Source organism: Thalassococcus sp. S3 (assembly GCF_004216475.1).
Classification (GTDB): domain Bacteria; phylum Pseudomonadota; class Alphaproteobacteria; order Rhodobacterales; family Rhodobacteraceae.
Map to the genome: position 1 here is coordinate 3,731,126 of NZ_CP022303.1, position 21,087 is coordinate 3,752,212.

25 protein-coding genes and 1 tRNA gene are annotated in these 21,087 nt (G+C 60.8%); 12 read left to right on the plus strand and 14 right to left on the minus strand.

Translation table 11 applies throughout. From position 1 onward, the window contains the following. Nucleotides 1-32: 32 nt before the first annotated feature. From CFI11_RS18345 to CFI11_RS18355, 3 genes are all read right to left on the minus strand, one after another. The gene (locus CFI11_RS18345) at nucleotides 33-662 is read right to left on the minus strand and encodes an outer membrane protein (RefSeq protein ID WP_130408552.1); all 630 of its coding nucleotides are present in this window, start codon (nucleotides 660-662) and stop codon (nucleotides 33-35) included. Between the two features lie 106 nt (nucleotides 663-768). Further along, nucleotides 769-1,557, minus strand: a complete 789-nt coding sequence (locus CFI11_RS18350) for a LytTR family DNA-binding domain-containing protein (RefSeq protein ID WP_165390304.1) — start codon at nucleotides 1,555-1,557, stop codon at nucleotides 769-771. A 7-nt stretch (nucleotides 1,558-1,564) separates the two neighbouring features. Beyond that, nucleotides 1,565-2,116 carry a heme-binding protein gene (locus CFI11_RS18355; protein ID WP_254448954.1) on the minus strand — a complete coding sequence of 184 codons (552 nt, stop codon included), beginning with the start codon at nucleotides 2,114-2,116 and terminating at the stop codon, nucleotides 1,565-1,567. Nucleotides 2,117-2,394: 278 nt separating this feature from the next. On the opposite strand from CFI11_RS18355, the gene leuC reads away from it, so the two are divergent. The 4 genes from leuC to CFI11_RS18380 all read left to right on the plus strand — a co-directional run bounded on the left by leuC (nucleotide 2,395) and on the right by CFI11_RS18380 (nucleotide 6,704). Then, nucleotides 2,395-3,798 (plus strand): 3-isopropylmalate dehydratase large subunit, encoded by a 1,404-nt coding sequence (gene leuC / locus CFI11_RS18365; protein WP_130408558.1) that lies wholly within the window; start codon nucleotides 2,395-2,397, stop codon nucleotides 3,796-3,798. Between the two features lie 75 nt (nucleotides 3,799-3,873). Beyond that, complete coding sequence (gene leuD, locus CFI11_RS18370; protein WP_130408560.1) at nucleotides 3,874-4,479, plus strand: 3-isopropylmalate dehydratase small subunit; 606 nt, start codon at nucleotides 3,874-3,876, stop codon at nucleotides 4,477-4,479. 333 nt (nucleotides 4,480-4,812) lie between these two features. After that, nucleotides 4,813-5,646 (plus strand): hypothetical protein, encoded by an 834-nt coding sequence (locus CFI11_RS18375; protein ID WP_130408562.1) that lies wholly within the window; start codon nucleotides 4,813-4,815, stop codon nucleotides 5,644-5,646. Next, complete coding sequence (locus CFI11_RS18380; RefSeq protein WP_130408564.1) at nucleotides 5,643-6,704, plus strand: endonuclease/exonuclease/phosphatase family protein; 1,062 nt, start codon at nucleotides 5,643-5,645, stop codon at nucleotides 6,702-6,704. The genes CFI11_RS18375 and CFI11_RS18380 overlap by 4 nt, the downstream gene beginning before the upstream one ends. Here the strand turns inward: CFI11_RS18380 and CFI11_RS18385 are convergent. Continuing rightward, complete coding sequence (locus CFI11_RS18385; RefSeq protein WP_130408566.1) at nucleotides 6,701-7,558, minus strand: epimerase; 858 nt, start codon at nucleotides 7,556-7,558, stop codon at nucleotides 6,701-6,703. The genes CFI11_RS18380 and CFI11_RS18385 overlap by 4 nt on opposite strands. A 92-nt stretch (nucleotides 7,559-7,650) precedes the next feature. Between CFI11_RS18385 and CFI11_RS18390 the strand changes: the two genes are divergently transcribed. From CFI11_RS18390 to CFI11_RS18405, 4 genes are all read left to right on the plus strand, one after another. Continuing rightward, entirely contained in the window at nucleotides 7,651-8,583 is a 933-nt protein-coding gene (locus tag CFI11_RS18390; RefSeq protein WP_130408568.1) for a LysR family transcriptional regulator, read from the plus strand. Between the two features lie 31 nt (nucleotides 8,584-8,614). Continuing rightward, nucleotides 8,615-9,721, plus strand: a complete 1,107-nt coding sequence (leuB, locus tag CFI11_RS18395; protein WP_130408570.1) for a 3-isopropylmalate dehydrogenase — start codon at nucleotides 8,615-8,617, stop codon at nucleotides 9,719-9,721. Between the two features lie 227 nt (nucleotides 9,722-9,948). After that, nucleotides 9,949-10,203 carry a GNAT family N-acetyltransferase gene (locus tag CFI11_RS24990; protein ID WP_371687485.1) on the plus strand — a complete coding sequence of 85 codons (255 nt, stop codon included), beginning with the start codon at nucleotides 9,949-9,951 and terminating at the stop codon, nucleotides 10,201-10,203. A gap of 49 nt (nucleotides 10,204-10,252) precedes the next feature. Further along, nucleotides 10,253-10,329, plus strand: a tRNA-Pro gene (locus CFI11_RS18405). 110 nt (nucleotides 10,330-10,439) lie between these two features. On the opposite strand, the gene CFI11_RS18410 is transcribed toward CFI11_RS18405, so the two are convergent. From CFI11_RS18410 to CFI11_RS25000, 6 genes are all read right to left on the minus strand, one after another. Continuing rightward, nucleotides 10,440-10,994 (minus strand): membrane integrity-associated transporter subunit PqiC, encoded by a 555-nt coding sequence (locus CFI11_RS18410; protein WP_254448955.1) that lies wholly within the window; start codon nucleotides 10,992-10,994, stop codon nucleotides 10,440-10,442. 7 nt (nucleotides 10,995-11,001) lie between these two features. Beyond that, nucleotides 11,002-13,086 (minus strand): intermembrane transport protein PqiB, encoded by a 2,085-nt coding sequence (locus CFI11_RS18415; RefSeq protein WP_130408574.1) that lies wholly within the window; start codon nucleotides 13,084-13,086, stop codon nucleotides 11,002-11,004. After that, nucleotides 13,083-13,718, minus strand: a complete 636-nt coding sequence (locus CFI11_RS18420) for a paraquat-inducible protein A (protein ID WP_130408576.1) — start codon at nucleotides 13,716-13,718, stop codon at nucleotides 13,083-13,085. Before CFI11_RS18420 ends, CFI11_RS18415 begins: the two co-directional genes overlap by 4 nt. Continuing rightward, complete coding sequence (locus CFI11_RS18425) at nucleotides 13,685-14,317, minus strand: paraquat-inducible protein A (RefSeq protein WP_130408578.1); 633 nt, start codon at nucleotides 14,315-14,317, stop codon at nucleotides 13,685-13,687. The genes CFI11_RS18420 and CFI11_RS18425 overlap by 34 nt, the downstream gene beginning before the upstream one ends. 174 nt (nucleotides 14,318-14,491) lie before the next feature. Continuing rightward, nucleotides 14,492-14,749 carry a hypothetical protein gene (locus tag CFI11_RS24995; protein ID WP_371687447.1) on the minus strand — a complete coding sequence of 86 codons (258 nt, stop codon included), beginning with the start codon at nucleotides 14,747-14,749 and terminating at the stop codon, nucleotides 14,492-14,494. A gap of 36 nt (nucleotides 14,750-14,785) precedes the next feature. Beyond that, the gene (locus tag CFI11_RS25000) at nucleotides 14,786-15,058 is read right to left on the minus strand and encodes a 4-oxalocrotonate tautomerase family protein (RefSeq protein ID WP_371687448.1); all 273 of its coding nucleotides are present in this window, start codon (nucleotides 15,056-15,058) and stop codon (nucleotides 14,786-14,788) included. A gap of 139 nt (nucleotides 15,059-15,197) precedes the next feature. Between CFI11_RS25000 and CFI11_RS18435 the strand changes: the two genes are divergently transcribed. The 4 genes from CFI11_RS18435 to CFI11_RS18450 all read left to right on the plus strand — a co-directional run bounded on the left by CFI11_RS18435 (nucleotide 15,198) and on the right by CFI11_RS18450 (nucleotide 19,036). After that, nucleotides 15,198-15,995, plus strand: a complete 798-nt coding sequence (locus CFI11_RS18435; RefSeq protein WP_130408580.1) for a GntR family transcriptional regulator — start codon at nucleotides 15,198-15,200, stop codon at nucleotides 15,993-15,995. A 159-nt stretch (nucleotides 15,996-16,154) separates the two neighbouring features. Next, nucleotides 16,155-17,168, plus strand: coding sequence for a TRAP transporter substrate-binding protein DctP (gene dctP / locus CFI11_RS18440; protein ID WP_130408582.1), 1,014 nt, complete (start codon nucleotides 16,155-16,157; stop codon nucleotides 17,166-17,168). Between the two features lie 51 nt (nucleotides 17,169-17,219). Continuing rightward, a complete protein-coding gene (locus tag CFI11_RS18445; protein ID WP_130408584.1) occupies nucleotides 17,220-17,726 on the plus strand; it encodes a TRAP transporter small permease in 507 nt (168 codons plus the stop codon). Beyond that, nucleotides 17,726-19,036 carry a TRAP transporter large permease subunit gene (locus CFI11_RS18450; protein ID WP_130408586.1) on the plus strand — a complete coding sequence of 437 codons (1,311 nt, stop codon included), beginning with the start codon at nucleotides 17,726-17,728 and terminating at the stop codon, nucleotides 19,034-19,036. Before CFI11_RS18445 ends, CFI11_RS18450 begins: the two co-directional genes overlap by 1 nt. On the opposite strand, the gene CFI11_RS18455 is transcribed toward CFI11_RS18450, so the two are convergent. The 4 genes from CFI11_RS18455 to infA are packed head-to-tail and all read right to left on the minus strand — an operon-like array spanning nucleotide 19,033 to nucleotide 21,080. Then, a complete protein-coding gene (locus CFI11_RS18455; RefSeq protein WP_130408588.1) occupies nucleotides 19,033-19,218 on the minus strand; it encodes a DNA gyrase inhibitor YacG in 186 nt (61 codons plus the stop codon). The two genes, CFI11_RS18450 and CFI11_RS18455, sit on opposite strands and share 4 nt — an antisense overlap. After that, nucleotides 19,215-20,237 carry a ribonuclease E/G gene (locus CFI11_RS18460; RefSeq protein WP_130408590.1) on the minus strand — a complete coding sequence of 341 codons (1,023 nt, stop codon included), beginning with the start codon at nucleotides 20,235-20,237 and terminating at the stop codon, nucleotides 19,215-19,217. Before CFI11_RS18460 ends, CFI11_RS18455 begins: the two co-directional genes overlap by 4 nt. Then, nucleotides 20,234-20,812 carry a nucleoside triphosphate pyrophosphatase gene (locus tag CFI11_RS18465; RefSeq protein ID WP_130408592.1) on the minus strand — a complete coding sequence of 193 codons (579 nt, stop codon included), beginning with the start codon at nucleotides 20,810-20,812 and terminating at the stop codon, nucleotides 20,234-20,236. The genes CFI11_RS18460 and CFI11_RS18465 overlap by 4 nt, the downstream gene beginning before the upstream one ends. Nucleotides 20,813-20,861: 49 nt before the next feature. Next, nucleotides 20,862-21,080 (minus strand): translation initiation factor IF-1, encoded by a 219-nt coding sequence (gene infA, locus CFI11_RS18470; protein ID WP_005978431.1) that lies wholly within the window; start codon nucleotides 21,078-21,080, stop codon nucleotides 20,862-20,864. Nucleotides 21,081-21,087: the final 7 nt, after the last annotated feature.

A 21,087-nucleotide genomic window follows, 5' to 3' on the forward strand; every position in this document is an offset into this window, starting at 1 on the left:
ATCGCACGCGGCGGGCCGATCTGGCAAGTCACCTAAAAGTTGAAGCGCAAACCGATCAGAACGTCGAGGCTGTCAAAATCCGCCGAAAGCTGGCTGCCGCCGGGGCCGGCAAGATCGACGGAACCGGCGCTGACATATCGCAATTCGGTGTTCAGCGTCAGTTGATCGCTGAGCGCATAGTCGACCCCGGCCATGATTTGACCGGCCAACCCGCCGCGATCGCTATATTCACCGGGGCTCGCCCCTCCTGCGACGTCAAAGTCGATCTCGGTCACGTATCCGAGGCCTGCGCCCACATACGGCGTCCAGCGCGATGCGGTGGCGGTGGGGAAACTGTAATAGCCATTCACCATGAGGATGGTTGCGGCGAAGTCGCCCGACCCGCCCAACGCGCCCGAGATCGAGGATGTATCGCCACTGCGATAGCCAAACTCCACCTCCGCGCGCAGACGGTCTCCGGGATAGATATATCCGAACGCGCCACCCACGGCTGGCCCGCTGTCGAAAGACGCAGCGCCACTGGCCGCGCCACCGGTCCCAGTGACATCTGAATCCGACAGATTGGCGAAGCCACCCCAGGCTTTCAGGTAGAACCCTTCGGCCTGCGCGTGACCCGCGGCGAGCAAGATGGCGGCTCCGGCATATAGACTTGATTTCAGCATGATGGCTGCACCTCTTTGGCTTTGTCGATGCCGTCGAGAATGCGGACCGAAAGGGTTCGATCCAGCCTGATTGCACCAACGGGACGGGCTTTTGCACGAATGGGCGTCAGCCTTGGCGCCGCCCTTCGAACCGCGTGCGGATCGCAGCCATGCGTGACCGGCTGACCGGCAGGGAAAGCCCGGTTTTCAAGCGTAATGACATCGACCTGCCTTGCGTTTCGACATCCTCCACCGCAGCGTCCGCCACCCAATGAGAGCGGTGGATCTGAACACCCGCATCCGCGACATCCTCGACCGCTTGGCCGAATGGATACAGGATCAGCGCATCGCCCTTGTCGGTGTAGACCCGCAGATAATGTAACTCAGCGCTTAACGCGCAGAGCGTCTGACCAAGATGGGTCGGCACCCGCTCCCAAAAGGCGGGCTGACCGGGCTCAGCTTCCACCGCGCGGCCTTTGAGCGGCTCAAGCCGCAAAAGCGGAACAGCATTCAGGGCCAGCCAGCACAAAGTGGCCGGAGGAGCGAGCGCGGTAAATTCATCCAGAAAGGCAAGGATTATGCCCTGCTCCGCCTCGGCCGGGTCCGGCGCAACGCCAAAAAGCTGGTCAAGAACCATGGCGACGGGCGTGAAGACCGCAGATCCGGCCAGTGCAACCACCGCAATCTGAAGCCAAGGCCCTGCTTTTACAGGTGACACCAAACGCGTGAGCCCGACCTGCAAGACGGCAAAGATCGATAGAAGTCCAAAAACCTGCAACCCCCAGAACAAGAGACTTGCCGCTCCGCTAACGCCTTCGGACACGCCCGGATCAAGACCAGCAAATATGAGTGTAAGCGTGAGACCGGAAAGCCCGAGGAAGACCGGCCAGGAATTCAGAGACAGACCACTCGTCACAAGCCGCTTATGAAAGCGGGATCGAGACTTCGTTGCGTCGGTTCCAGGGGAGCGTGAACGGGTCATCGTAGAAATGATACCGGGCGGGACCGGCAACTTTTAGTCCCTGATCGGCTGCATATTGCATGAGTGTCTGCGTCTTTGTGGCCAGCGCGCGTGTTGTCGCCAAGCCGGAAAAGCGGATCACCAAATGCTCTTCTGGCCCGGTCTCGACAAATCGGATGCTGTCGGACGAGGGGCGCGGCAAATCTTCGATCCGGTAGGCTGCCGGCATCATGAACCTTACGGTCCAGACCCCGTCCCCGGGCAGTTGGCTGACAGGCACAGTCATCGCGACGCTTTCGCCGCTCTCATTGCCGCCGAAAATGAAGTCCGCCAAGACACGGAAACCCCGTCTGATCGCCTGCTCGCGGGACCCATCGACCTGCACCTCCGCCACGATGTGCGGAGCGTAGCGCCGAAGTTCGATATCCCCGTCGATCTTGTTAACCGCAAAGGGGGGTTGTTCGTACCCTTTGTACATATCCGCGCGTGCCACAACAGCGATCGTCAGCGCCACGACCGCGACGATCAATCCCAGAGCATATATTTTAAAAGCATTCACCATATTTGCGGTACGAAGGCCGGCATCGCTCGGATCACTTCAAACCTTGCCTGCGGGGGTGCGACATAGTATCTGCTCCCAATGCAACCCGTCTTTGCCCTGATCCTGGACAGTTCCGACCGCGTGCGGCTGCGCGAGCGCTTTTTCGGGGCAACGCGAACGGTTCTTGCGCGCCTATAATCTGCGACACCTCCTTCAAGCCAGTTTCACAGCCATCTGACGGGAGAGGACCGATGTCCCCCAAAACACTCTACGATAAAATCTGGGATGCCCATGTCGCGCATGAAGCCGACGACGGCACCTGCCTTCTCTATATCGATCGCCATCTCGTGCACGAGGTGACAAGCCCTCAGGCCTTCGAAGGGCTGCGCATGTCGGGCCGGAAAGTGCGCGCACCCGAAAAGACCATCGCGGTGCCTGATCACAACGTTCCGACAACGCCCGGTCGCGACAAGCATATCGACAACGAGGAAAGCCGCATTCAGGTCGAAGCGCTCGACAAGAATGCACGGGATTTCGGTGTGCACTATTACCCGGTCTCGGACATCCGGCAGGGTATCGTGCATATCGTCGGCCCCGAACAGGGCTGGACCCTTCCGGGCATGACCGTTGTCTGCGGCGACAGCCATACCGCCACGCATGGTGCTTTCGGTGCCTTGGCACACGGGATCGGCACCTCCGAGGTTGAACATGTTCTGGCCACGCAAACACTGATCCAGAAGAAGTCGAAAAACATGAAGGTGGAGATTACCGGCCAACTCCGCCCCGGCGTCACGGCGAAAGACATCACCCTTTCGGTGATCGGAAAGACCGGAACCGCCGGCGGGACCGGTTATGTCATCGAATATTGCGGCGAAGCAATCCGGTCACTGTCTATGGAAGGCCGCATGACCGTCTGCAACATGGCCATCGAGGGCGGCGCCCGCGCCGGCCTGATCGCGCCTGATGAGACCACATTCGCTTACGTGCAGGGCCGGCCGCATGCACCGAAAGGCGCGCAATGGGAGGCCGCGCTGGCGTGGTGGAAAACGCTTTACTCCGACGACGATGCGGAATGGGACAAGGTGATCACGATCCGCGGTGAAGATATCGCGCCGGTCGTCACCTGGGGAACCTCGCCCGAAGATGTGCTGCCGATCACCGACGCCGTGCCAGCCCCCGACAGCTTTGATGGCGGAAAGGTCGATGCCGCCAAACGCTCCCTTGAATATATGGGGCTGGAGGCGGGTACCCCGCTTCGCGACATCAAGATCGACGCTGTCTTCATCGGCTCCTGCACCAACGGGCGCATCGAAGACCTGCGCGCGGCAGCCGATATCCTGAAAGGCAAAAGGATCGCAGACGGGGTCCGCGCCATGGTCGTTCCCGGGTCAGGCCTCGTGCGCGCACAGGCCGAAGAGGAAGGCATCGCCGACATCTTCAAGGAAGCCGGTTTCGAGTGGCGCCTTGCGGGATGTTCCATGTGCCTGGCCATGAACCCCGATCAGCTTGAGCCGGGAGAGCGCTGCGCCGCGACGTCGAACCGCAACTTCGAGGGGCGACAGGGACGCGGCGGTCGAACGCATTTGATGAGCCCGGCAATGGCAGCTGCTGCCGCGGTGACCGGACGGCTCACGGATGTTCGCGACTTGATGTAACTGGCACCGCGCCTCCGCCGTTGAGACGGCATCCGCGCCAAGGGCGGGGGCACGGCCTGAACAGGATCCTTTCGAATGGACAAATTCAAAACAGTCACGGGGATTGCGGCACCGCTTCCGCTGATCAACATCGACACCGATATGATCATCCCCAAGCAATTCCTCAAAACCATCAAACGGTCGGGTCTTGGGGTGAACCTTTTCGACGAAATGCGCTATCATCCCGATGGCGGCGAGAACCCCGATTTCGTGCTGAACAAAGACGCCTATCGCAAGGCAGAGATCCTCGTTGCCGGCGACAATTTCGGCTGCGGATCGTCTCGGGAACACGCGCCCTGGGCGATTGAGGACTTTGGTATCCGCTGTGTGATCGCCCCGTCCTTCGCCGACATCTTCTTTAACAACTGCTTCAAGAATGGCATCCTTCCGATTGCCCTTCCGCAAGAGGTTGTCGACGTTCTGATGAAAGATGCGGAGAAAGGCGAAAACGCCCGGATGACGATCGATCTTGAAACCCAGACAATCACCACATCCGATGGAGAGACATTTTCGTTCGAGGTCGATCCCTTCAAAAAGCACTGCCTTCTTGAAGGTCTCGATGACATCGGTCTGACCATGGAAAAGTCAGAAAGCATCGACGCTTACGAGGCGCAGGCCTCTCAACAGCGCCCCTGGGTCTAGCGTATTAACATTACCGGCAAGAATATGCCGTGTCCTTAACGGGGCACGGCTTTTTCATGGTCCGCAGAGCCGTAGTAGCGCGCCGATACCCCGCTACCATATCTGGTGCGAGCCGCTCCAAAGCCGCAAATACGTTGCGGATTTGATGCAAAGACGCACCAGTTTCTTCACGCTTTTGCCGTGATTTTTTAATGAATTGGGATCACGACTTGAGCCACTGCCCGAAACAAGGCACAAATGAGGCAATATTGAGGCATACCGCGCAAAAGCGGGATCAAGTTGGACAAGGGTGCGGCATCGTATCGCGCTCGACCAGTTTGAAGGGATCGAACAGTGATTGCACGGATCACAGGCGCAGCGATGCGCGCCGTTTTGGTTGCGATACTTATTGCAACACCTGCACTTCTTGTTCCGGGCATCGTTTCGGGCGGGCCAGAACTGATCTTGCTCCTGGCGCTCATCGCGGCCGTGCTCACCTTTCTGGAGTACAATACCGCCTACCCAAGCATCGTCGAATTTCGAGACGCGCCGCCGCTCAATCGCATTCGCTTTATCGCGTTGTTTGCTACGGTGTTCTTTCTGACGGTCATGGCAAAGCATGCTGTCGCCCCGACCGGACTGACGACGCTTGTCGCGTCACTGGGCGGCCTGATCGGGGATGCCGTCGACTTTCCCTATTCTCCGGTGCGGCTTGTCATTCTAATTCTGCCGTCGGACGCGCCTTTGGCGCTTTACGAAGCGGTCCGGATGTCCGCCGGTGTCGCCTATACAATCGCTTTTCTCGCAACCCTGATCTTCCTGATGCTGGTTCGGTTGCTCGGCTGGCCGACCGGCGCGGGGTCGTTCAATGTCTGGATCAACCTGCCCCTTTTCGACCCCACAACGGGGGGAGACGTGGTACAGCGGCTGCACCGCGATGCACGGATCAACATCATACTTGGTGTGCTGCTCCCCTTCCTGATACCGGCGCTCATGAAAATGGCGTCGGCGATCATTGATCCTGCGATCCTGCACAACCCACACACCCTGATCTGGACCATCAGCGCTTGGGCCTTCCTGCCGGCCAGCATCATCATGCGCGGTATCGCAATGTCCCGGATCGGAGACCTGATCGAGGAACAGCGCCGCAGAACCTACGCCAATGCGGAGGCCGCGCAGACGGTATGACAAGACGCGCACGCCAGATCGCGATCTTGTTCGCGTTCTGCCTGTATGGCGCGGTTGCCCATGCCGCAGACACAGTGCGCATCGCAACCTGGAATGTGGAATTGCAACGCTCGGGGCCCGGCCTGCTTCTGCGCGACATAATGCGGGGGCAGGATCAGGATCTCAAAGCGGTCTACGATACGTTGCTGGCGGTGCGCCCGGATATCGTTGCCTTGCAAGGCTTCGACCACGATCAGGACGGCGTCGCCCTGCGCGCCTTTGCCGATGCGCTTTCCGATCTGGGTCTGACCTATGATCATCTTTTGTGGCGCCCCACGAACCGCGGACGCTCGACCGGTCTGGATATGGATGGCAACGGTCGGATGGGGGAGGCGCGCGATGCCCAAGGATATGGCCGGTTCTCCGGTCAGGGTGCGATGGCGGTTCTGTCCCGTTATCCCATTCGGAGTGACGAGATTCAGGACTTCACCGATCTGCTTTGGCGGGATCTGCCCGGCGCCCTTTTACCGCGCCATGAGGACGGCACCGCCTTCCCCTCGCCCGAGGCTCAGGCCATTCAGCGCCTGTCCTCCTCGGGCCATTGGGTTGTGCCGTTTCAGCTTCCCAACGGAACGGACCTTCATCTTCTGACGTTTCATGCCACTCCGCCGGTCTTCGACGGGCCGGAAGATCTGAACGGGCGCCGCAATCACGACGAGATTCGCTTTTGGACGCTTTATCTGGATGGCGCCTTTGGTCCACCCCCTGAGCAATCCTTCGTGATCGCGGGCAGTGCCAATCTCGATCCTGGCCGCAGCGATGGCCGACGTGAGGCCATCAAGGATCTGATCGCCGACCCAAGGGTCCAGGATCCCGCCCCTCAGGGCGCCCCGAACGGCGGATTGGCGACGGTCGACTGGCCCGATCCCGGTCCGGGCCGGCTTCGGGTCGACTATGTTCTGCCATCCCGTGATCTGCGTCTCTCCGGCTCGGGCGTATACTGGCCCGAAGACGACGCGGCTGGCGCAGGAGCCAGCCGCCATCGGATGGTCTGGGTCGATATCGATCTCACAAACTAACGGATGGCCGACGCCAGTGCGGTGTCGACGGGCGTTGACTGAAAGTCCGGCAGCAAGGTCTTGAAGTCCGCATCGTCCATCTGATGCGGCGTATTCCAGAGATAGCGCATCTCACGCAGGCTCTTTGCGAGCGTCCAGAAGGGGGTGGCCAGCCAAAGCGGCCACCAGGCCATTGGACGCAAAGTGATGTCTTTCGCCGTGACCCGCCCCAATCCGGCCGCCAGCTCGCGCCCGCTTAACGTGTAGCCCGGAAAGGGGACATCGATGAAGGTCGGCAGGTCCGAGCGCATCTCAACCAGCGCCAGCGCCGCACGCGCCACGTCCGGCAGATAGGCCCAGGCATGCGGAATGTCGGGATTGCCCGGATAGGTCATCTGCCCTTTCTCAAGCGACTTGATCAAGATGCGGTCGAACCAGTTGCCTGACCGCTCTGTGTCGATGAAATCGCCTGCCCGCAGCAAGATCGTAGGCACGCCCGAAAGGCGATACTGTTCCTCCATCTCGATCCGGATGCGGCCCAGCGTGTTGGTCGCGCGGTGGGGTGAGCCAGCCGACCAAACCGTGTCGGGATTGTCTGGGCCGAACACATAAACATTCCCCGCCATAAGCACGGTTGCGCCGGTGCTTGCCGCTGCCTCGATCACCTGCTTGGTCAGGTGCGGAACCTGTTCGGGCCAATCGGGGTACGGCGGGTTCCATCCATTGGCGATGACGTCAACGCCCATCGCGGCCTGGAGCAACGTCCCCCGCTTGCGATCAAAGCGTTTGACGTGCCAGCCGGCCGCCTCAAACGTGGCGGCGACGTTGCGCCCGAAACGCCCGGTCGCGCCCAAAACAAGAATGCTTTTTGTCATAGCGAACTTCCATGATTGATGCTGATCCAAACATATTTGACCAGGTCTGGATTGGAATTGCGCAATGACGACCATCGTGTATTCATTATTGAATGGATAACCGACTTGCAGCGACCGATTGGTCTTTGGTCCAAAGTTTCCTTGCCGTCGCGGAAACAGGATCTCTCTCCGCCGCCGCCAAAAGGCTGGGACGGAGCCAACCCACCCTGGGCCGGCACATCCGGGCGCTTGAAACACATCTTGGCGCGGATCTGTTTCACCGCCATGCGCGCGGGCTGACGCTGACCGAAACCGCGCGCAGCATGCTGCCTCTCGCCCAGGCGATGCGCGATGCGATGGGGGCTTTCACGCTGACGGCTGCCGGGCAAACCCAGGCCATCAGCGGGACCGTCCGGGTTACGGCAAGCGTTGTCGCGTCACACCTTGTGCTTCCGCGCCTAATTGCGGATCTGCGCCGTAAGGAGCCCGACATTCAGATCGTGCTGATCCCGTCGGATGAAACAGAGAACCTGCTGTTTCGTGAAGCTGACATCGCGGTGCGCATGTACCGCCCCACGCAGCTTGACGTGGTCACGCAAAGGATCGGACAGCTTGAGATCGGCGTGTTCGCGGCACGGAGTTATCTGGCCGATCGTGTCCCACCGCGAACGATCGGTGATCTGCTGGATCACGATTTGATCGGCTATGATGAAAACGACACCATTCTGCAGGCCACCCGCGATCTGGGCTGGCCGCTGGAGCCCGAGGATTTCGCCGTTCGGTGCGACAACCAGGCCACCTATTGGCACTTGCTCAGGGCCGGCTGCGGTGTGGGGTTTGGCCAGGTTGGGATCGGACGTGCAGACCCGGCGGTCGAGGAGGTTCACCTCGATCTGGAGATCCCGCCCCTTGAGGTTTGGCTGACCGCGCACCAAACGCTGCGCCATACGCCAAGGATGCAACGTGTCTGGGATCACCTGTCCGAAGGTCTGAAGGCGATTTGCCGGGCGGATCATGACATTGACGCTGGCAGCGGTCCGGGCTAGGCCCTGCGCGTCGCAGACCAAGGAGACCGTCATGAGCAACCCTTCGCTTCTCATCCTGCCCGGAGATGGCATTGGCCCCGAAGTCATGGCGGAAGTGACCCGGATCATCGACTGGTTCGGCAGCAAACGCGGCATCACCTTCGAGATCAGTGAAGATCTTGTCGGCGGCGCGGCATATGACGCGCATGGCACTCCGTTGCATGACGACACGATGGCAAAGGCGCAGGAGGTCGATGCCGTTCTTCTGGGCGCCGTCGGTGGCCCGAAATACGACGCCCTTGATTTCAGCGTGAAGCCCGAGCGTGGCCTGTTGCGTCTGCGCAAGGAGATGGACCTTTTCGCCAACCTGCGCCCGGCTCAGTGTTTTGACGCGCTCGCCGATTTCTCATCGCTGAAAAAGGATGTGGTGGCAGGTCTCGACATCATGATCGTGCGTGAGCTGACCTCCGGCATCTACTTTGGAGAGCCGCGCGGCATCATCGAGGAAGGCAACGAACGCGTCGGCATCAACACCCAGCGCTACACCGAAAGCGAGATTGACCGCGTGGCCCGCTCGGCTTTCGAACTGGCCCGTCGTCGCGGCAACAAGGTCTGCTCAATGGAGAAGGCCAATGTCATGGAAAGCGGCATTCTTTGGCGCGAAGTGGTCCAGAAGGTTCACGACGAAGACTACCCGGATGTTGAACTCAGCCACATGTATGCCGATGCCGGTGCGATGCAGCTTTGCCGCTGGCCCAAGCAATTCGACGTGATCGTGACGGACAACCTCTTCGGTGATCTGCTTTCGGATGCAGCGGCCATGCTGACCGGCTCGTTGGGGATGCTGCCCTCTGCCTCGCTGGGCGCGCCGATGGCAAATGGCCGTCCCAAGGCGTTGTATGAACCGGTTCATGGCTCCGCCCCCGACATCGCGGGTCAGGGCAAAGCCAACCCGATTGCCTGCATTCTCAGCCTTGCCATGGCGTTGCGCTACTCATTCGACATGGGCGACGAGGCAACACGTGTCGAAACCGCGGTTGAAAAGGTGCTTGCCGACGGTGCGCGCACCGCGGACCTGCTGGGCGAGGACGGCGTGACGCCCGTCTCGACCTCGGGAATGGGCGACGCGATCCTTGGGGCACTCGACGACAGCCTGTGATCTCGGTCACCCCTTAAAGCAACCGGGACAGGGCCGCCTTTGCCCAGCTTTATCGGGCCTGTCTCACCTACTACGACATCCCCGCCCCCTCCCCTGCGGAGGAGGCCAGGATACTCGACCTTCTCGCGCAGAAGCGTCATATGTCCGGCTTACTCGCCCGTGAGGCGTAAACACCGCGCGGCTTCGCCACATAGGCTCCGACCTCTCCCGCAATCAACGGCACCGCCCTGTATCTCAAGGAGGTTTTCGTACTCCCCGACGCGCAGGGAAAGGGCGTGGGCGGTGCGTTGCTCTCGGCTCTGCTTGAAACGGCAGATCGTCAGGGATGCGTTCGCGTGGATTGGCAAACCGACAGCAGCAATCCTGCTTCTCAAAAGTTGCACACTAGGATCGGCGCCGAGCCTTTCGAAAAGATATCTTACCGGATCGCAAGAGCGGACTTCGACGCCTTTCGCGCCAAACTCGACGCACGCGGCGGGTGATTGGCACCTTGCCAAGTCCCGATTCCTCGTCTATCCCGCGCTGCACGGTCGGAGTGTAGCTCAGCCTGGTAGAGCACTGTCTTCGGGAGGCAGGGGTCGTGAGTTCGAATCTCGCCACTCCGACCATATCCGCAACTCGGGTTGCATCCCTCTCAGGATCAATTTGCATGCCTCGTACCGAGCAAGGCCGAACCGTCTTTGCTATGTCAGCGCGATCCAAAGGGACTGCGCTATCTTTATCGCATCGACGCGATGATCTCGTCTGCGAGGCGGCTCAGGGCGCTTGCCTGCGCCCTTGTGATGGCTTCGGTCCCCTGCCCCGCAACCGGTGTGGCGATATCGAACCGGCGGACCGTCTCACGCAAAACGCGATCAGGGGATGAGAGGGCGAATTGCCCCCTGAGAATGAAAATCCCATCCGCCCCGGCAAACATATCATCGACACGCACATCGATGGTGACGTCGGGACGATCTGCAAGCGGCCATGGTTCGGCAGCAATGTCGGCAGAGGTTCTTGACCCAACAGCCCGGACAAGAGCCCCCGTCACGCCCCTGACCGGATCGTCCGCCCAAAGCGCATCGCCTTGCTCATAAAGCGCTCCATCCTCTCCCTGGGCCACGATTTCCGAGGCGGATGCATAAGCGGGGAGCGACACGTCACGGACTTCGACAGAGCCCGGCACAATGCGCACAAGATCACCGTCTGCACCTGCATCGATCAGATATCGCGGTGCGTTGCCAGCGGTGCAGGCGGCCAGCAACAGGCCCAGGGTCAGAAGAAGAATCCGCATCAACATGTCAGCGTCCAAATAAGAGGGAATTGGGATCACGCTCGATCCGTCGCGCGAGTGTCGAAACGGCACGGGCAGCCTCTTTGATCTCGCGCAGCGCTCCAAGGGTTTGGGTATTGAAGTCAGACCGATCACCGTATGCGGCGATCAGAACCTCCGATCGACGAACCAGTTGTTCGAGGCGTTGCGAAAGGGCCGGCAAACCGCTGGCAGCCTCGGCCACCGCGTCGGCGGCGCTTCGGGCGGACCCCATCGTCGCATTTGCATTCTCAATCAGCCCACCGTCCCGCAGCGCGCTCAAGGTCATACGCACCTCGTTCAGCGCTTGCGTCAGCGCGGGGGGCAGGTCCCGGGCCTCTTCGGTTCCGATCAAGGCGTCTGTACTGTCAAGAACGCGGCGCGCCGCCAGGATCAGCTCTTCGGCCTCAAGCCCGTTCGCCTTGGCGGTCAAGGCCCGAAGATCCGTGATCAAGGCCGGCACCTCTTCGCTTGCAAGGGCAATATCCGCGGCCGCGGCATTCGTCCGTTCGAGGGCGGCCGCCAGAGTGGAAACGATGTCCTGTTGCTGCAGGTCCGCGACGACCGTGCGCAGATCGGCGATCGCGGCGCGCAACTCTCCAGGCAAGGCCCGCATTTCAGGGTCCGCAATCAGCATACGGGTCTCTTCAAGCAAGGCCACCGCGGCCTCGGGCGTGCGCCGTGTGCTTTCGGCGGATGCCAGGGTTTCAATGCTCGCCATCGTCCGGATGGCCTGGCTGAGCAGCTCTTCGATGGGAAGCTCGTTGATCCGCTCTAGAACACCTTCGGCAGTCGCGGCAAAGCTCGGCAAATCCGAAGGGACGCTGGGCAGTCTTGGAAGTGGCTCGGCAGATCGTTCGAACACAGCCGGCTCCGCGTCGGGAAGGGTCACAAGCTCAACGATCAGCTCCGCACCCAGAAGACTTGCAGATGTAAGGCGTGCCCGCATGCCAGCCTGGACCGCCTCTTCAAGATAGTCAAAGGTGGCGGCTTCATCCGCGTCGGCGGGAAGGCCCAGCAAGGACGGCTCAAGGTTCAGCGTCGCAACAAGCTGAACATCCGGACCCGAAACATCGTCTTCCATCGCGGCAGTGATCGCGCGAACCTCACCCACACGGATCCCGCCGAACTGAACCGCGGCCCCGTTCGACAGGCCCGCCACTGACTCGTCGAATGCCACCGCAACCGCCACACCGCCCGCCAGCGTCCGCGCAAATGCCGTGCGCCTTGCAGCCGCCTCATCGGGGTAAATCTCGAAGATGTATCCGGGGCTGACTGGGCGGCCACCGTCAAAAACCGTATCGAATTCGATACCACCGGCCACCAGAGACGCCAGGCTGTCAACATCCAGCGACAGCCCGCCTGTTCCCAGCGAAATGGAAAAGCCCGAACTGTCCCAGAACCGCGTCGCGGAATTGATCCGTCTGTCATGCGGGGCGTCGATAAAGGCGTCCACAACGATCGTGCGCCCGCTGAGCGTAAGCCGGGGCTGTTCAAGGCGCCCGACCTCGATGCCGCGAAACAGGACCGGAGCGCCCGCACTGATCATCTTGCCGTCTTCGGTTCTCAGCGTGATGCGGCGACCGTCACGTCCCGGCTGGACCAGAGGCGGTCGGGACACGCCGCGAAACGACGTTGTCACCTCGCCGGGCGTCTGGTCCCATGCACCTTCGATGTAGACGCCGGACAGGACGGTACTTAGCCCGGTGATACCACGTGCGCTGACCTCTGGCCGCACAACCCAGAAGGTCGCGTCTTCGTCGAGAAACGGGGCAACCTGCTTGTCGATCCGCGCGGACACGACCACCTGCGTCAGATCTCCGCTAAAGCCGATATCCTCGACATTGCCGATCACGACGTCCCGGTACCGCAAAGTCGTCTCGCCCGGTACGATCCCCGCCGCATTGGCAAACTGGATCTCGATCAAGACGCCGCGATCATTGTAGCTCTGCCAGACAATGGCCAGAGACACGGCCAACGCCAGAACCGGAACCAGCCAGACAATCGACAGGTTGCGCCAGAAGGATCGGCGCGGCGCCGTGATCTGCAAATCTGCTGGGCCGGGATCGCTCATACATCGTCTCTTTCGTTTGCGTCCCAGATCAGACGCGGATCGAAACTCTGCGCGGAGAGCATGGTAAAGGCAACGGACAGCGCGAAACTTACCGCGGCGATACCAGGGTTTATTGTCGCGGCAAAATCAAGCTGGACGAGCGCCGAAAGGATGGCCACGACAAAAACATCGATCATTGACCATCGACCAATGAACTCGACAACCTCGTAAAGCTTGTGCCGGGCATGCGGTTTCAAAGCCACGCGATGTTGGATTGAAAATGCCAGGTAGCCGATAGCAAGGAACTTGGCGATGGGGATCACGATGCTCGCAACGAACACGATCAGTGCGACACCGTAGGACCCGTGGCCCGCAAGTTCGACAACGCCCCCAAGGATCGTATCTTCGCTGGTCTTGCCCAGGCTTGACGTGCTGAGCATCGGGTAGGTGTTGGCGGGAATGTACGCAACGAGGCCTGCGACCAGCCATGCCCAGACCCGTTGCAGACTGCGAGGCTCCCGCGGAGCGATATGGCTCTGACAGCGGACACAACGCGACCGGTCCGGTCGGTTCACCCGACCGCAAACACGGCACCCGACAAGACCCGCGCGGCGGGCCGTCAGGACCGGCTGCGCGCGTCCAGCGTTTTCCATACGGTCAGCCTGCACATGAAGTTGTCTTTCAAAACGGTAATGACGACCAGCGCCGAGAACGCCCAGAACGCTGGCCCAAGCTCGACCCGCGCAAGACCTGCGACCTTGACCAAGGCCACGGCCACTCCGACGATGAAGATCTCGGCCATTGCCCAGGGCTTGAGACGTTGGGCCCACCGAAAGGCATTCAGCGCATGGGGCGCGGGATGCCAGCCAAGAGCCATGGGCGCCAGAGCGTAGAGTATTGCACCAAATCGGGCAACCGGGAGCAAAACGATCAAAAGTGCGACGGCAACCGAGAGAGGCGCCATCAGGCCACGCGAGAACGCCATGATCGCATCGAAAACGGATGCCCGCTGAACCAGGCCCTGGGCGCTGAGTTGCAGGAACGGAAAGAATACCGCCGCCGCCATCAGGATGATCGCCGTCAGCGCCAGCATGGTGATCCGGGTCATCGCGCCGGCCCGTGGCGCTGCCAGAACCTCGCCGCACCTGATACAGCGCGCGATCACGCGATCCGGCAGATCCCTGTCCAAATGCAAGGCATCGCAGACCGGACAGGCGATGACGGTATCAGGGTCAACCTTGGCGGGTTCCATACCGCGTTGTCTCTCATGTCGGGCAGCGAATGCAAGGCTTGGGTCCCCAATGCACCCGCCGGGACAGGCTTATTGAGTACGTCCTCTGACCCGCTGACCATTTTGCAGCCTTTCTGTCAGGCTCCGACGTTAGCTGATCCGGCAGCCGGGCGGGATCGCGGATATCGACAATCTTCACGCCCGGTTGCGAAGATGTTCAGCAAGATCGTTCCAAACCTCCTGACGCGCGATCCGTCCGTCGCGCAACAAAAACCGGTCGATGAACCGGATGCCTTCAAAGGACGCGCCGTCCGGCCATTCTCCGGACAGCGTTCCCCGACAATAGACCAGCGTCTCACCCTCCGACATCGCCACATCGAAACCATCATAGCTTTTGCGGACAAAGCGATAACGCGGCGCCGCCCAATCGATCAGCTCTTGCAATTTGGTCATCGGTTCGGCGCCGGGAAACTGCATCGAGAAATCATCTCATAGATAGCTTTCGGCCTTCGGCAGGTCCCGCTGCTCCATCGCGGCGAGATAGTCGCGGACAATTGTTTCCGGATCGGGCAAGGCCGGGGCGCCGTCGCGATGTTGACGGCCCCGCATGTAATGGGCCGATGGCATCTCGTGGATCATCACGGTGACCGCGTCAGGCGCTGCGGGCACAACCTGGCGCACGGCATCCGTAAGCACTTGTCCCAGCCGAGTTTTCTCAGCACTTTGATAGCCTTCGACGATGTGAAGCTCGATGACCGGCATGACGACCCCCTGCTAAATCTGTCTCTCAAAAAGGACAGATTTTGACTTGTTCATCTCTCAATATCTGATCCTTACAGATGTTTATTCACTTGAAAACAAAATATGCAGCATTAGGCTTGCGCAAAGCGAAGGGGAAAGAATGCGCGATACGGCAAGCGTTCAACTTCCCGAGGGCGGCAAGTCACGCAGAGTGTACCTGCTGCTCCGGGAGCGTATCTCCGGCGGCATCTATGCCGACGGGTCCGTGTTGCCGTCCGAGCATAAGCTTTGTGCCGAACATGGCGTCTCTCGCGTGACGATCCGCCGGGCGCTCGATGCGCTCTGCCAGGATGGTCTGATCAAAAAGCGGGTGGGTGCCGGATCCATCGTCAGATCCAACCGCATCATCGATACGCCACTGGCCGCGGATATGGGCACGCTTGTTCCCCAGATCGTCCGCATGGGGGAGGAAAGCACTGCGCGGCTCCTCTCCTTTTCCTACGGCCCCGCGCCCAAGACGGTGTCGAGCGCGCTGGGTCTGGCTGATGGCGCCCGCGTCCAAACGGCGGTCCGCGTGCGCGATGCGGACGGGGCGGCGTTTTCCCATCTGACGACGCATGTGCCCGAAAAAATCGCCCAGAGCTATTCGGAGGCTGACCTCGCCACCACCCCTCTTTTCCAGCTTCTGGAACGCTCCGGCGTGCAGATTGGCAGCGCACGCCAATCGGTGACAGCCGCCCTTGCGTCGCCGGATGTGGCCGATGCGCTGGGTGTGTCCGTCGGAACCGCCTTGCTGGGGCTGACACGGGTGGTGATGGATGCGGACGGGTCGGGGGTGGAGTATCTCTCGGCGCTTTACCGGCCGGACATGTTTCGGCTTGAAATGTCACTGCATCGGGTTGGGGACAGCCAGGATCGGCATTGGGAGCCGATCACCGACAAGGACGGGGGCGGTTGAGTGGAACACCCGGTCAACCGCGGCGCGGCCCCGAGAGGGCCAGGCTTGCCGCTTCACATGCGGCAACCGACGAATTCTGCATGGGCACGGCACATGTCATGTCTGCGCAAACAGGGAGGGGTGAGCTGCTTGCCCCACGATCACAAGGAGAGAAATGAAATGCGAATACCTTTTTTGAGCGGGATCACCGCCGGAGCGGTGCTGGTGGGGAGCACTGCTGCCTGGGCGGAGGAGACGATCACCGCCGTCCACGCCTTTCCGGAAACACTGATTTACACTCAGAGTTTCCTGAGCTTCGTGGAAAAGGTCAACGAGGCTGGGGAGGGCGTGATCCAGATTGACGTGCGCGGTGGACCGGAAGCCATCGGCATGTTCCAACAGCCCGACGCGGTGCGCGACGGCATTGTCGATATGGTCTATACGCCGGGCAGTTTCTACGGTGGCACCGTGCCTGAGAAAGACGCCATGGTCGCGTCCAACCTGACGGCGGTGGAAACGCGGGAAAATGGCGGCACCGAATTGATCGACCAGATCCACCAGGAAAAAATGGGGGTGAAGTACCTGGGTTGGTTCGACAGCGGCGTCAGCTACAACCTCTGGACCCGCAACGAGCCTGAATTCGATGACGAGGGCAATCTGGAGGTTGAGGGCCTGAAGCTGCGTGGGAATGCCGTCTATAACGCATTCTTCACCAACTATCTCGGGGCACAGGTGATCGACCTTCCCACTGGTGAAGTTTATGCCGCACTGCAACGCGGGGTCGTTGATGCGACCGGCTGGACGCAGATCGGTCTGATCGACCTGAAATGGAACGAGTTCCTGAACTACCGGATCGAGCCGAACTTCTTTTCAACCGATCTGGGCGTGATCATCAATCTGGATCGCTGGAACGCGCTGAGCCCCGAAGCGCAGCAGGTTCTGCAGGATGTCGCCATTCAGCACGAAAAAGACAGTGTCGAGGCGCTGACGGCCAAGAAGGACGCGGACTTTGCCGCTCTGGCCGAGGGCGGGATGCAAGTGGTCGAGCTGCAGGGCGAGGCGCGGGCAAACTACCTGGCCGCCGCTCGGGAAAAGACCTGGGAGCGCATGAAAGGCCTGATGGCCGAGCATCCCTCTGGCGACGGCAATTATGACACGCTGATTTCGCTGTTCTACGATACAGCAGCCGATTAAGAAGACATAGGCCTCGGCGCATTCCGCGCCGGGGCCTTGAGGCAGGGCAGAATGCGGCTGGTCTTTTCGATCTACACGGCATTGCTTTATGCGATGGCGGGCGTTGCCGGCGCGACGCTGATCTGGCTGATGATCTCGGTGATCACGTCGGTGGTGATGCGCAATCTTGGCCTGCAACCCTTTGCCTGGCTCTTTACCTCGACCGAATACGGTATTCTCTATATGACAATGCTCGGTGCGCCCTGGCTGGTGCGCGAAAAAGGGCATGTCCATATCGAGCTGGTCACCGCTGCCCTCCCCGCCCCTCTGCGCCGGATTGTGAGCCGTGGCGTGGCCCTAGCCTGCGTTGCGGTCAGCCTGATCCTTGCGTGGAAGGGACTGGAGCTGTTCCTGACCAATATCGAGCGGAACGACTATGACGTCCGCGCCTATTTCACACCGCGCTGGATCCTGACAATCAGCTTTCCTATCGCGTTCGGAATGATGGCCATAGAGTTCTCACGCTTCGTTTTCGGATCAGAGTTGATGCATTCGGGTGAAGCGGGGATCCACGAATAATGGAGTGGTACGAAGCGCTGGCCCTTCTGGTGGGCTCTATCATGTTCCTGATGGCGATCGGAATGCCGGTCGCGCTGGCCTTTCTGGCCGCCAACATTCTGGGGGCCTGGGTCTTCATGGGCGGCGATCGCGGGGTGGCACAACTCCTGAACAATGGCTTCGGGTCGCTGACGAAGTTTGCGCTGGTGCCGATCCCGCTTTTCCTGCTGATGGGAGAGATCTTCTTTCACACCGGGCTTGGCGGGCGGATGTTCACCGCCATTGACCGCCTTTTGGGGCGGCTGCCCGGGCGCCTGAGCTATGTGACCGTGCTGGGCGGGACAGCGTTTTCCACGCTCTCGGGCTCGTCCATGGGATCGACCGCGCTTTTGGGCTCGCTCATGGTGCCGGAGATGAGCCAGCGCGGATACAAGAAACACATGTCCGTCGGGCCGATCCTTGGCACGGGGGGGTTGGCAATCATAATCCCGCCCTCGGCTCTGGCCGTGCTACTGGCGACGCTTGCCCAGATCGACGTTGCGGCACTTCTGATAGCGGGCATCATCCCGGGACTGATCCTGGCAGGCTTCTACATCGGGACGATCTGGCTGCAAACCCAGCTCGATCCCAGTGCGGCACCGGCCTATGACGTGGAGCCGCTGCCCTTGCTAGGCAAGCTCTGGCTTCTGTTTCGGGAAGTGGTGCCGATGGTGGGCGTGATGGTGGTCATCATCGTCATGATGGTGAGGGGTATCGTCACCCCGTCCGAGGCTGCGGCCTTCGGCGCCTTGGGCGTTCTGATCCTGGCCGCGCTCTTCCGGTGCCTGACCTGGGACGCTATGAAGAAATCGGTGATCGGCGCACTGAGGGTGACGCTGATGGCGTATCTGATCGTTTTTGGATCAGCGACGTTCAGCCAGCTTCTGGCCTTTTCCGGCGCCTCGCGCGGGCTGATCGAATGGGCCACGGACTTCGAGCTGGCACCGGTCGCGATGTTGCTGGTCATGTTTGCCGTGCTGCTAATTCTTGGGATGTTCATGGAACAGATCTCCATGATGTTGCTGACCGTGCCGATCTTTTTTCCACTGGCCACGACGCTTGGCTTCGACCCGATCTGGTTCGGGCTGATCATGCTGCTGGCGCTGGAGATCAGCTTTACGACGCCGCCCTTCGGGCTGCTGCTTTTTGTGATGAAGGGGGTGGCACCACCGGATACGACCATGCGACAGATCTATCTCGCGGCGGTACCGTTTATCCTCTGCTCGCTATGCGTGGTTGCGCTGCTCATTCTGTTTCCGCAGCTGGCCCTGTGGCTGCCGGGGCTCGGCTAGTGCGGTCTGGGCGGGGTTTGACGCGCCGCCTCCTCCGCCGCTTTCTCGGCGTCGTCGGGGTCGCTGGATGGCACCGAGTAGGAGCCGTTCATCCACTTGGCAAGATCAAGATCAGCACAGCGTTTTGAACAGAATGGACGATATTTCCGCTCCGTGGCAGCGTGACAAATCGGGCAGCTCATCTAATCACCTCGGCCAGTGGCAGACGCGCACGTTTGCGTTGCAGTTCATAATGACCCAAAGGCGTCCAGCCCACCAGCGCCGTTTCCGTCGGATCGGATCTGAAGGCCGCACGTAACGCCGCCTCAAATGCACGCCGGTCCTTTTTGGGCATCGGCGCGAGATCGAGTGTGATCTGCCCTCCCAGACCGCGCACCCGCAACGCCCTTGGAAGGGCCTTGGCGGTCGCCAGATTGGCTTTGAGCCCTGCCGCCATGGACGTATCCGGGCCCGTATTGACATCCACTGCGACCAAGGCCCGTGTCGGCTCCACAAAGAATGAGGCCCCGCCCGACAATGCGACCCGGTGGGAGCGGGCCGCGTCTATCGCCTCCAGCGCGCCGTGATCTTCCAGGCATCCGGCGTCTGTCACGATATCCGCAGGCTCGCTCCAATCCCGCCAGGCCAGCAGATGTGGACCGTCGCCATCCAGGAGGCGTTCGACCTCTCCCTCGGCATCGTCCATGATCTGCCGGGCAAGCCCTGACATGGCTGTGATATCCTCCGCGATCTCCTCCACATCGGCACCGGCACAGGCAGAGCGCAGGATCAGACCGAAAGGTTCCGCATCGAAAACATCATGTGCGACCTCGAGCAGCCGATCGCGTTCTTCTTCGTCCCGGATAACCCGCGAGATGTTCAACCCCGGCGCGTCGGGCGTCACGATCGCATAACGGCTCTTGAAGAGCAGGCGCTGCGTGACAGGCATCGCCTTGCCCGGCTCGGCGTAGCCGGTGACCTGAACCAGCAATGTGGACCCTGCCGACAAACCCTTGACCTGCCTCAGAAACGCCCGGCCGTCCGGTGTGGCGAGAAACATGCCGCCCTGCCCTTTGACCGGCCTCTCGGCCCGGGCGCGGTAGATCGTTCCGGGCGCCGGCTGATCGGTTTCGATCAGAATGTCATCCAGGGCGCCATCCACCATCAGCACCGCGGTTTCCCGGCCCTGCAAATGGTCCAAAAGAATAGTTCGCCCCTTCATGCGTCAGCCCTGTAAAGCGGATATCCCGCGGCCTGCAAGAGGCCCGCCGTTTCGGCCAGCGGCAGGCCCACGATGCCCGTGAAGGACCCGCTGATCCACGGAATGAAGGCGCCGGCCGGCCCCTGGATGGCATATCCGCCCGCCTTGCCTTGCCAGTCTTCGGTCGCCAGATAGGCATTCACCTCGGCATCCGACAGCCGTTTCATCTTGACCTGGCTGACCACATCACGCTCCCACACCTGATCGCCCCTGCGTATCGCAACGGCCGTGATCACACGATGCCTGCGCCCGGACATGGCATGGAGAAACTCCGCCGCCTGCCCCGCATCTTCGGGCTTGCCGAGAATACGACGACCCAGCGCGACCGTGGTGTCGGCGCAAAGCACGATATCCGATGCCCCGGCCTTTACCGCCGCTGCCTTTTCACGCGCGATGCGGGCGCAGTAGGGACGCGGGAGTTCGTTTTTCAGAGGGGTTTCGTCGATATCGGGGGGGCGGATTTCATCCGCCACCACCCCGATCTGCGCCAGAAGCTCTCGCCGTCGTGGACTGCCAGAGCCCAAGATCAAAGCCATGTTTAGCCCAAGCCCTTGGTCCGAAGCGCAAATATCAAATCGTGACCGCTTACTTGAAACGGTAATTGATCCGACCCTTGGTCAGATCATAGGGGGTCATTTCGACCTGCACCTTGTCGCCAGCCAGAACGCGGATGCGGTTTTTGCGCATCTTGCCTGCCGTATGTGCGATGATTTCATGGCCATTCTCTAGCTCGACCCGAAACGTCGCATTGGGCAGGAGTTCCTTCACGACACCGGGAAATTCGAGCGTATCTTCCTTGGCCATGTTGTCT

Excerpts from the sequence above, each read along its gene's own strand:
- CFI11_RS18345 (WP_130408552.1), bottom strand. The coding sequence starts at position 662 with ATGCTGAAATCAAGTCTATATGCCGGAGCCGCCATCTTGCTCGCCGCG.
- leuC (WP_130408558.1), top strand. The coding sequence starts at position 2,395 with ATGTCCCCCAAAACACTCTACGATAAAATCTGGGATGCCCATGTCGCG.
- leuD (WP_130408560.1), top strand. The coding sequence starts at position 3,874 with ATGGACAAATTCAAAACAGTCACGGGGATTGCGGCACCGCTTCCGCTG.
- CFI11_RS18380 (WP_130408564.1), top strand. The coding sequence starts at position 5,643 with ATGACAAGACGCGCACGCCAGATCGCGATCTTGTTCGCGTTCTGCCTG.
- CFI11_RS18385 (WP_130408566.1), bottom strand. The coding sequence starts at position 7,558 with ATGACAAAAAGCATTCTTGTTTTGGGCGCGACCGGGCGTTTCGGGCGC.
- CFI11_RS18390 (WP_130408568.1), top strand. The coding sequence starts at position 7,651 with ATGGATAACCGACTTGCAGCGACCGATTGGTCTTTGGTCCAAAGTTTC.
- leuB (WP_130408570.1), top strand. The coding sequence starts at position 8,615 with ATGAGCAACCCTTCGCTTCTCATCCTGCCCGGAGATGGCATTGGCCCC.
- CFI11_RS18410 (WP_254448955.1), bottom strand. The coding sequence starts at position 10,994 with ATGCGGATTCTTCTTCTGACCCTGGGCCTGTTGCTGGCCGCCTGCACC.
- CFI11_RS18415 (WP_130408574.1), bottom strand. The coding sequence starts at position 13,086 with ATGAGCGATCCCGGCCCAGCAGATTTGCAGATCACGGCGCCGCGCCGA.
- CFI11_RS18420 (WP_130408576.1), bottom strand. The coding sequence starts at position 13,718 with ATGGAAAACGCTGGACGCGCGCAGCCGGTCCTGACGGCCCGCCGCGCG.
- CFI11_RS18425 (WP_130408578.1), bottom strand. The coding sequence starts at position 14,317 with ATGGAACCCGCCAAGGTTGACCCTGATACCGTCATCGCCTGTCCGGTC.
- CFI11_RS24995 (WP_371687447.1), bottom strand. The coding sequence starts at position 14,749 with ATGACCAAATTGCAAGAGCTGATCGATTGGGCGGCGCCGCGTTATCGC.
- CFI11_RS25000 (WP_371687448.1), bottom strand. The coding sequence starts at position 15,058 with ATGCCGGTCATCGAGCTTCACATCGTCGAAGGCTATCAAAGTGCTGAG.
- CFI11_RS18435 (WP_130408580.1), top strand. The coding sequence starts at position 15,198 with ATGCGCGATACGGCAAGCGTTCAACTTCCCGAGGGCGGCAAGTCACGC.
- dctP (WP_130408582.1), top strand. The coding sequence starts at position 16,155 with ATGCGAATACCTTTTTTGAGCGGGATCACCGCCGGAGCGGTGCTGGTG.
- CFI11_RS18445 (WP_130408584.1), top strand. The coding sequence starts at position 17,220 with ATGCGGCTGGTCTTTTCGATCTACACGGCATTGCTTTATGCGATGGCG.
- CFI11_RS18450 (WP_130408586.1), top strand. The coding sequence starts at position 17,726 with ATGGAGTGGTACGAAGCGCTGGCCCTTCTGGTGGGCTCTATCATGTTC.
- CFI11_RS18455 (WP_130408588.1), bottom strand. The coding sequence starts at position 19,218 with ATGAGCTGCCCGATTTGTCACGCTGCCACGGAGCGGAAATATCGTCCA.
- CFI11_RS18460 (WP_130408590.1), bottom strand. The coding sequence starts at position 20,237 with ATGAAGGGGCGAACTATTCTTTTGGACCATTTGCAGGGCCGGGAAACC.
- CFI11_RS18465 (WP_130408592.1), bottom strand. The coding sequence starts at position 20,812 with ATGGCTTTGATCTTGGGCTCTGGCAGTCCACGACGGCGAGAGCTTCTG.
- infA (WP_005978431.1), bottom strand. The coding sequence starts at position 21,080 with ATGGCCAAGGAAGATACGCTCGAATTTCCCGGTGTCGTGAAGGAACTC.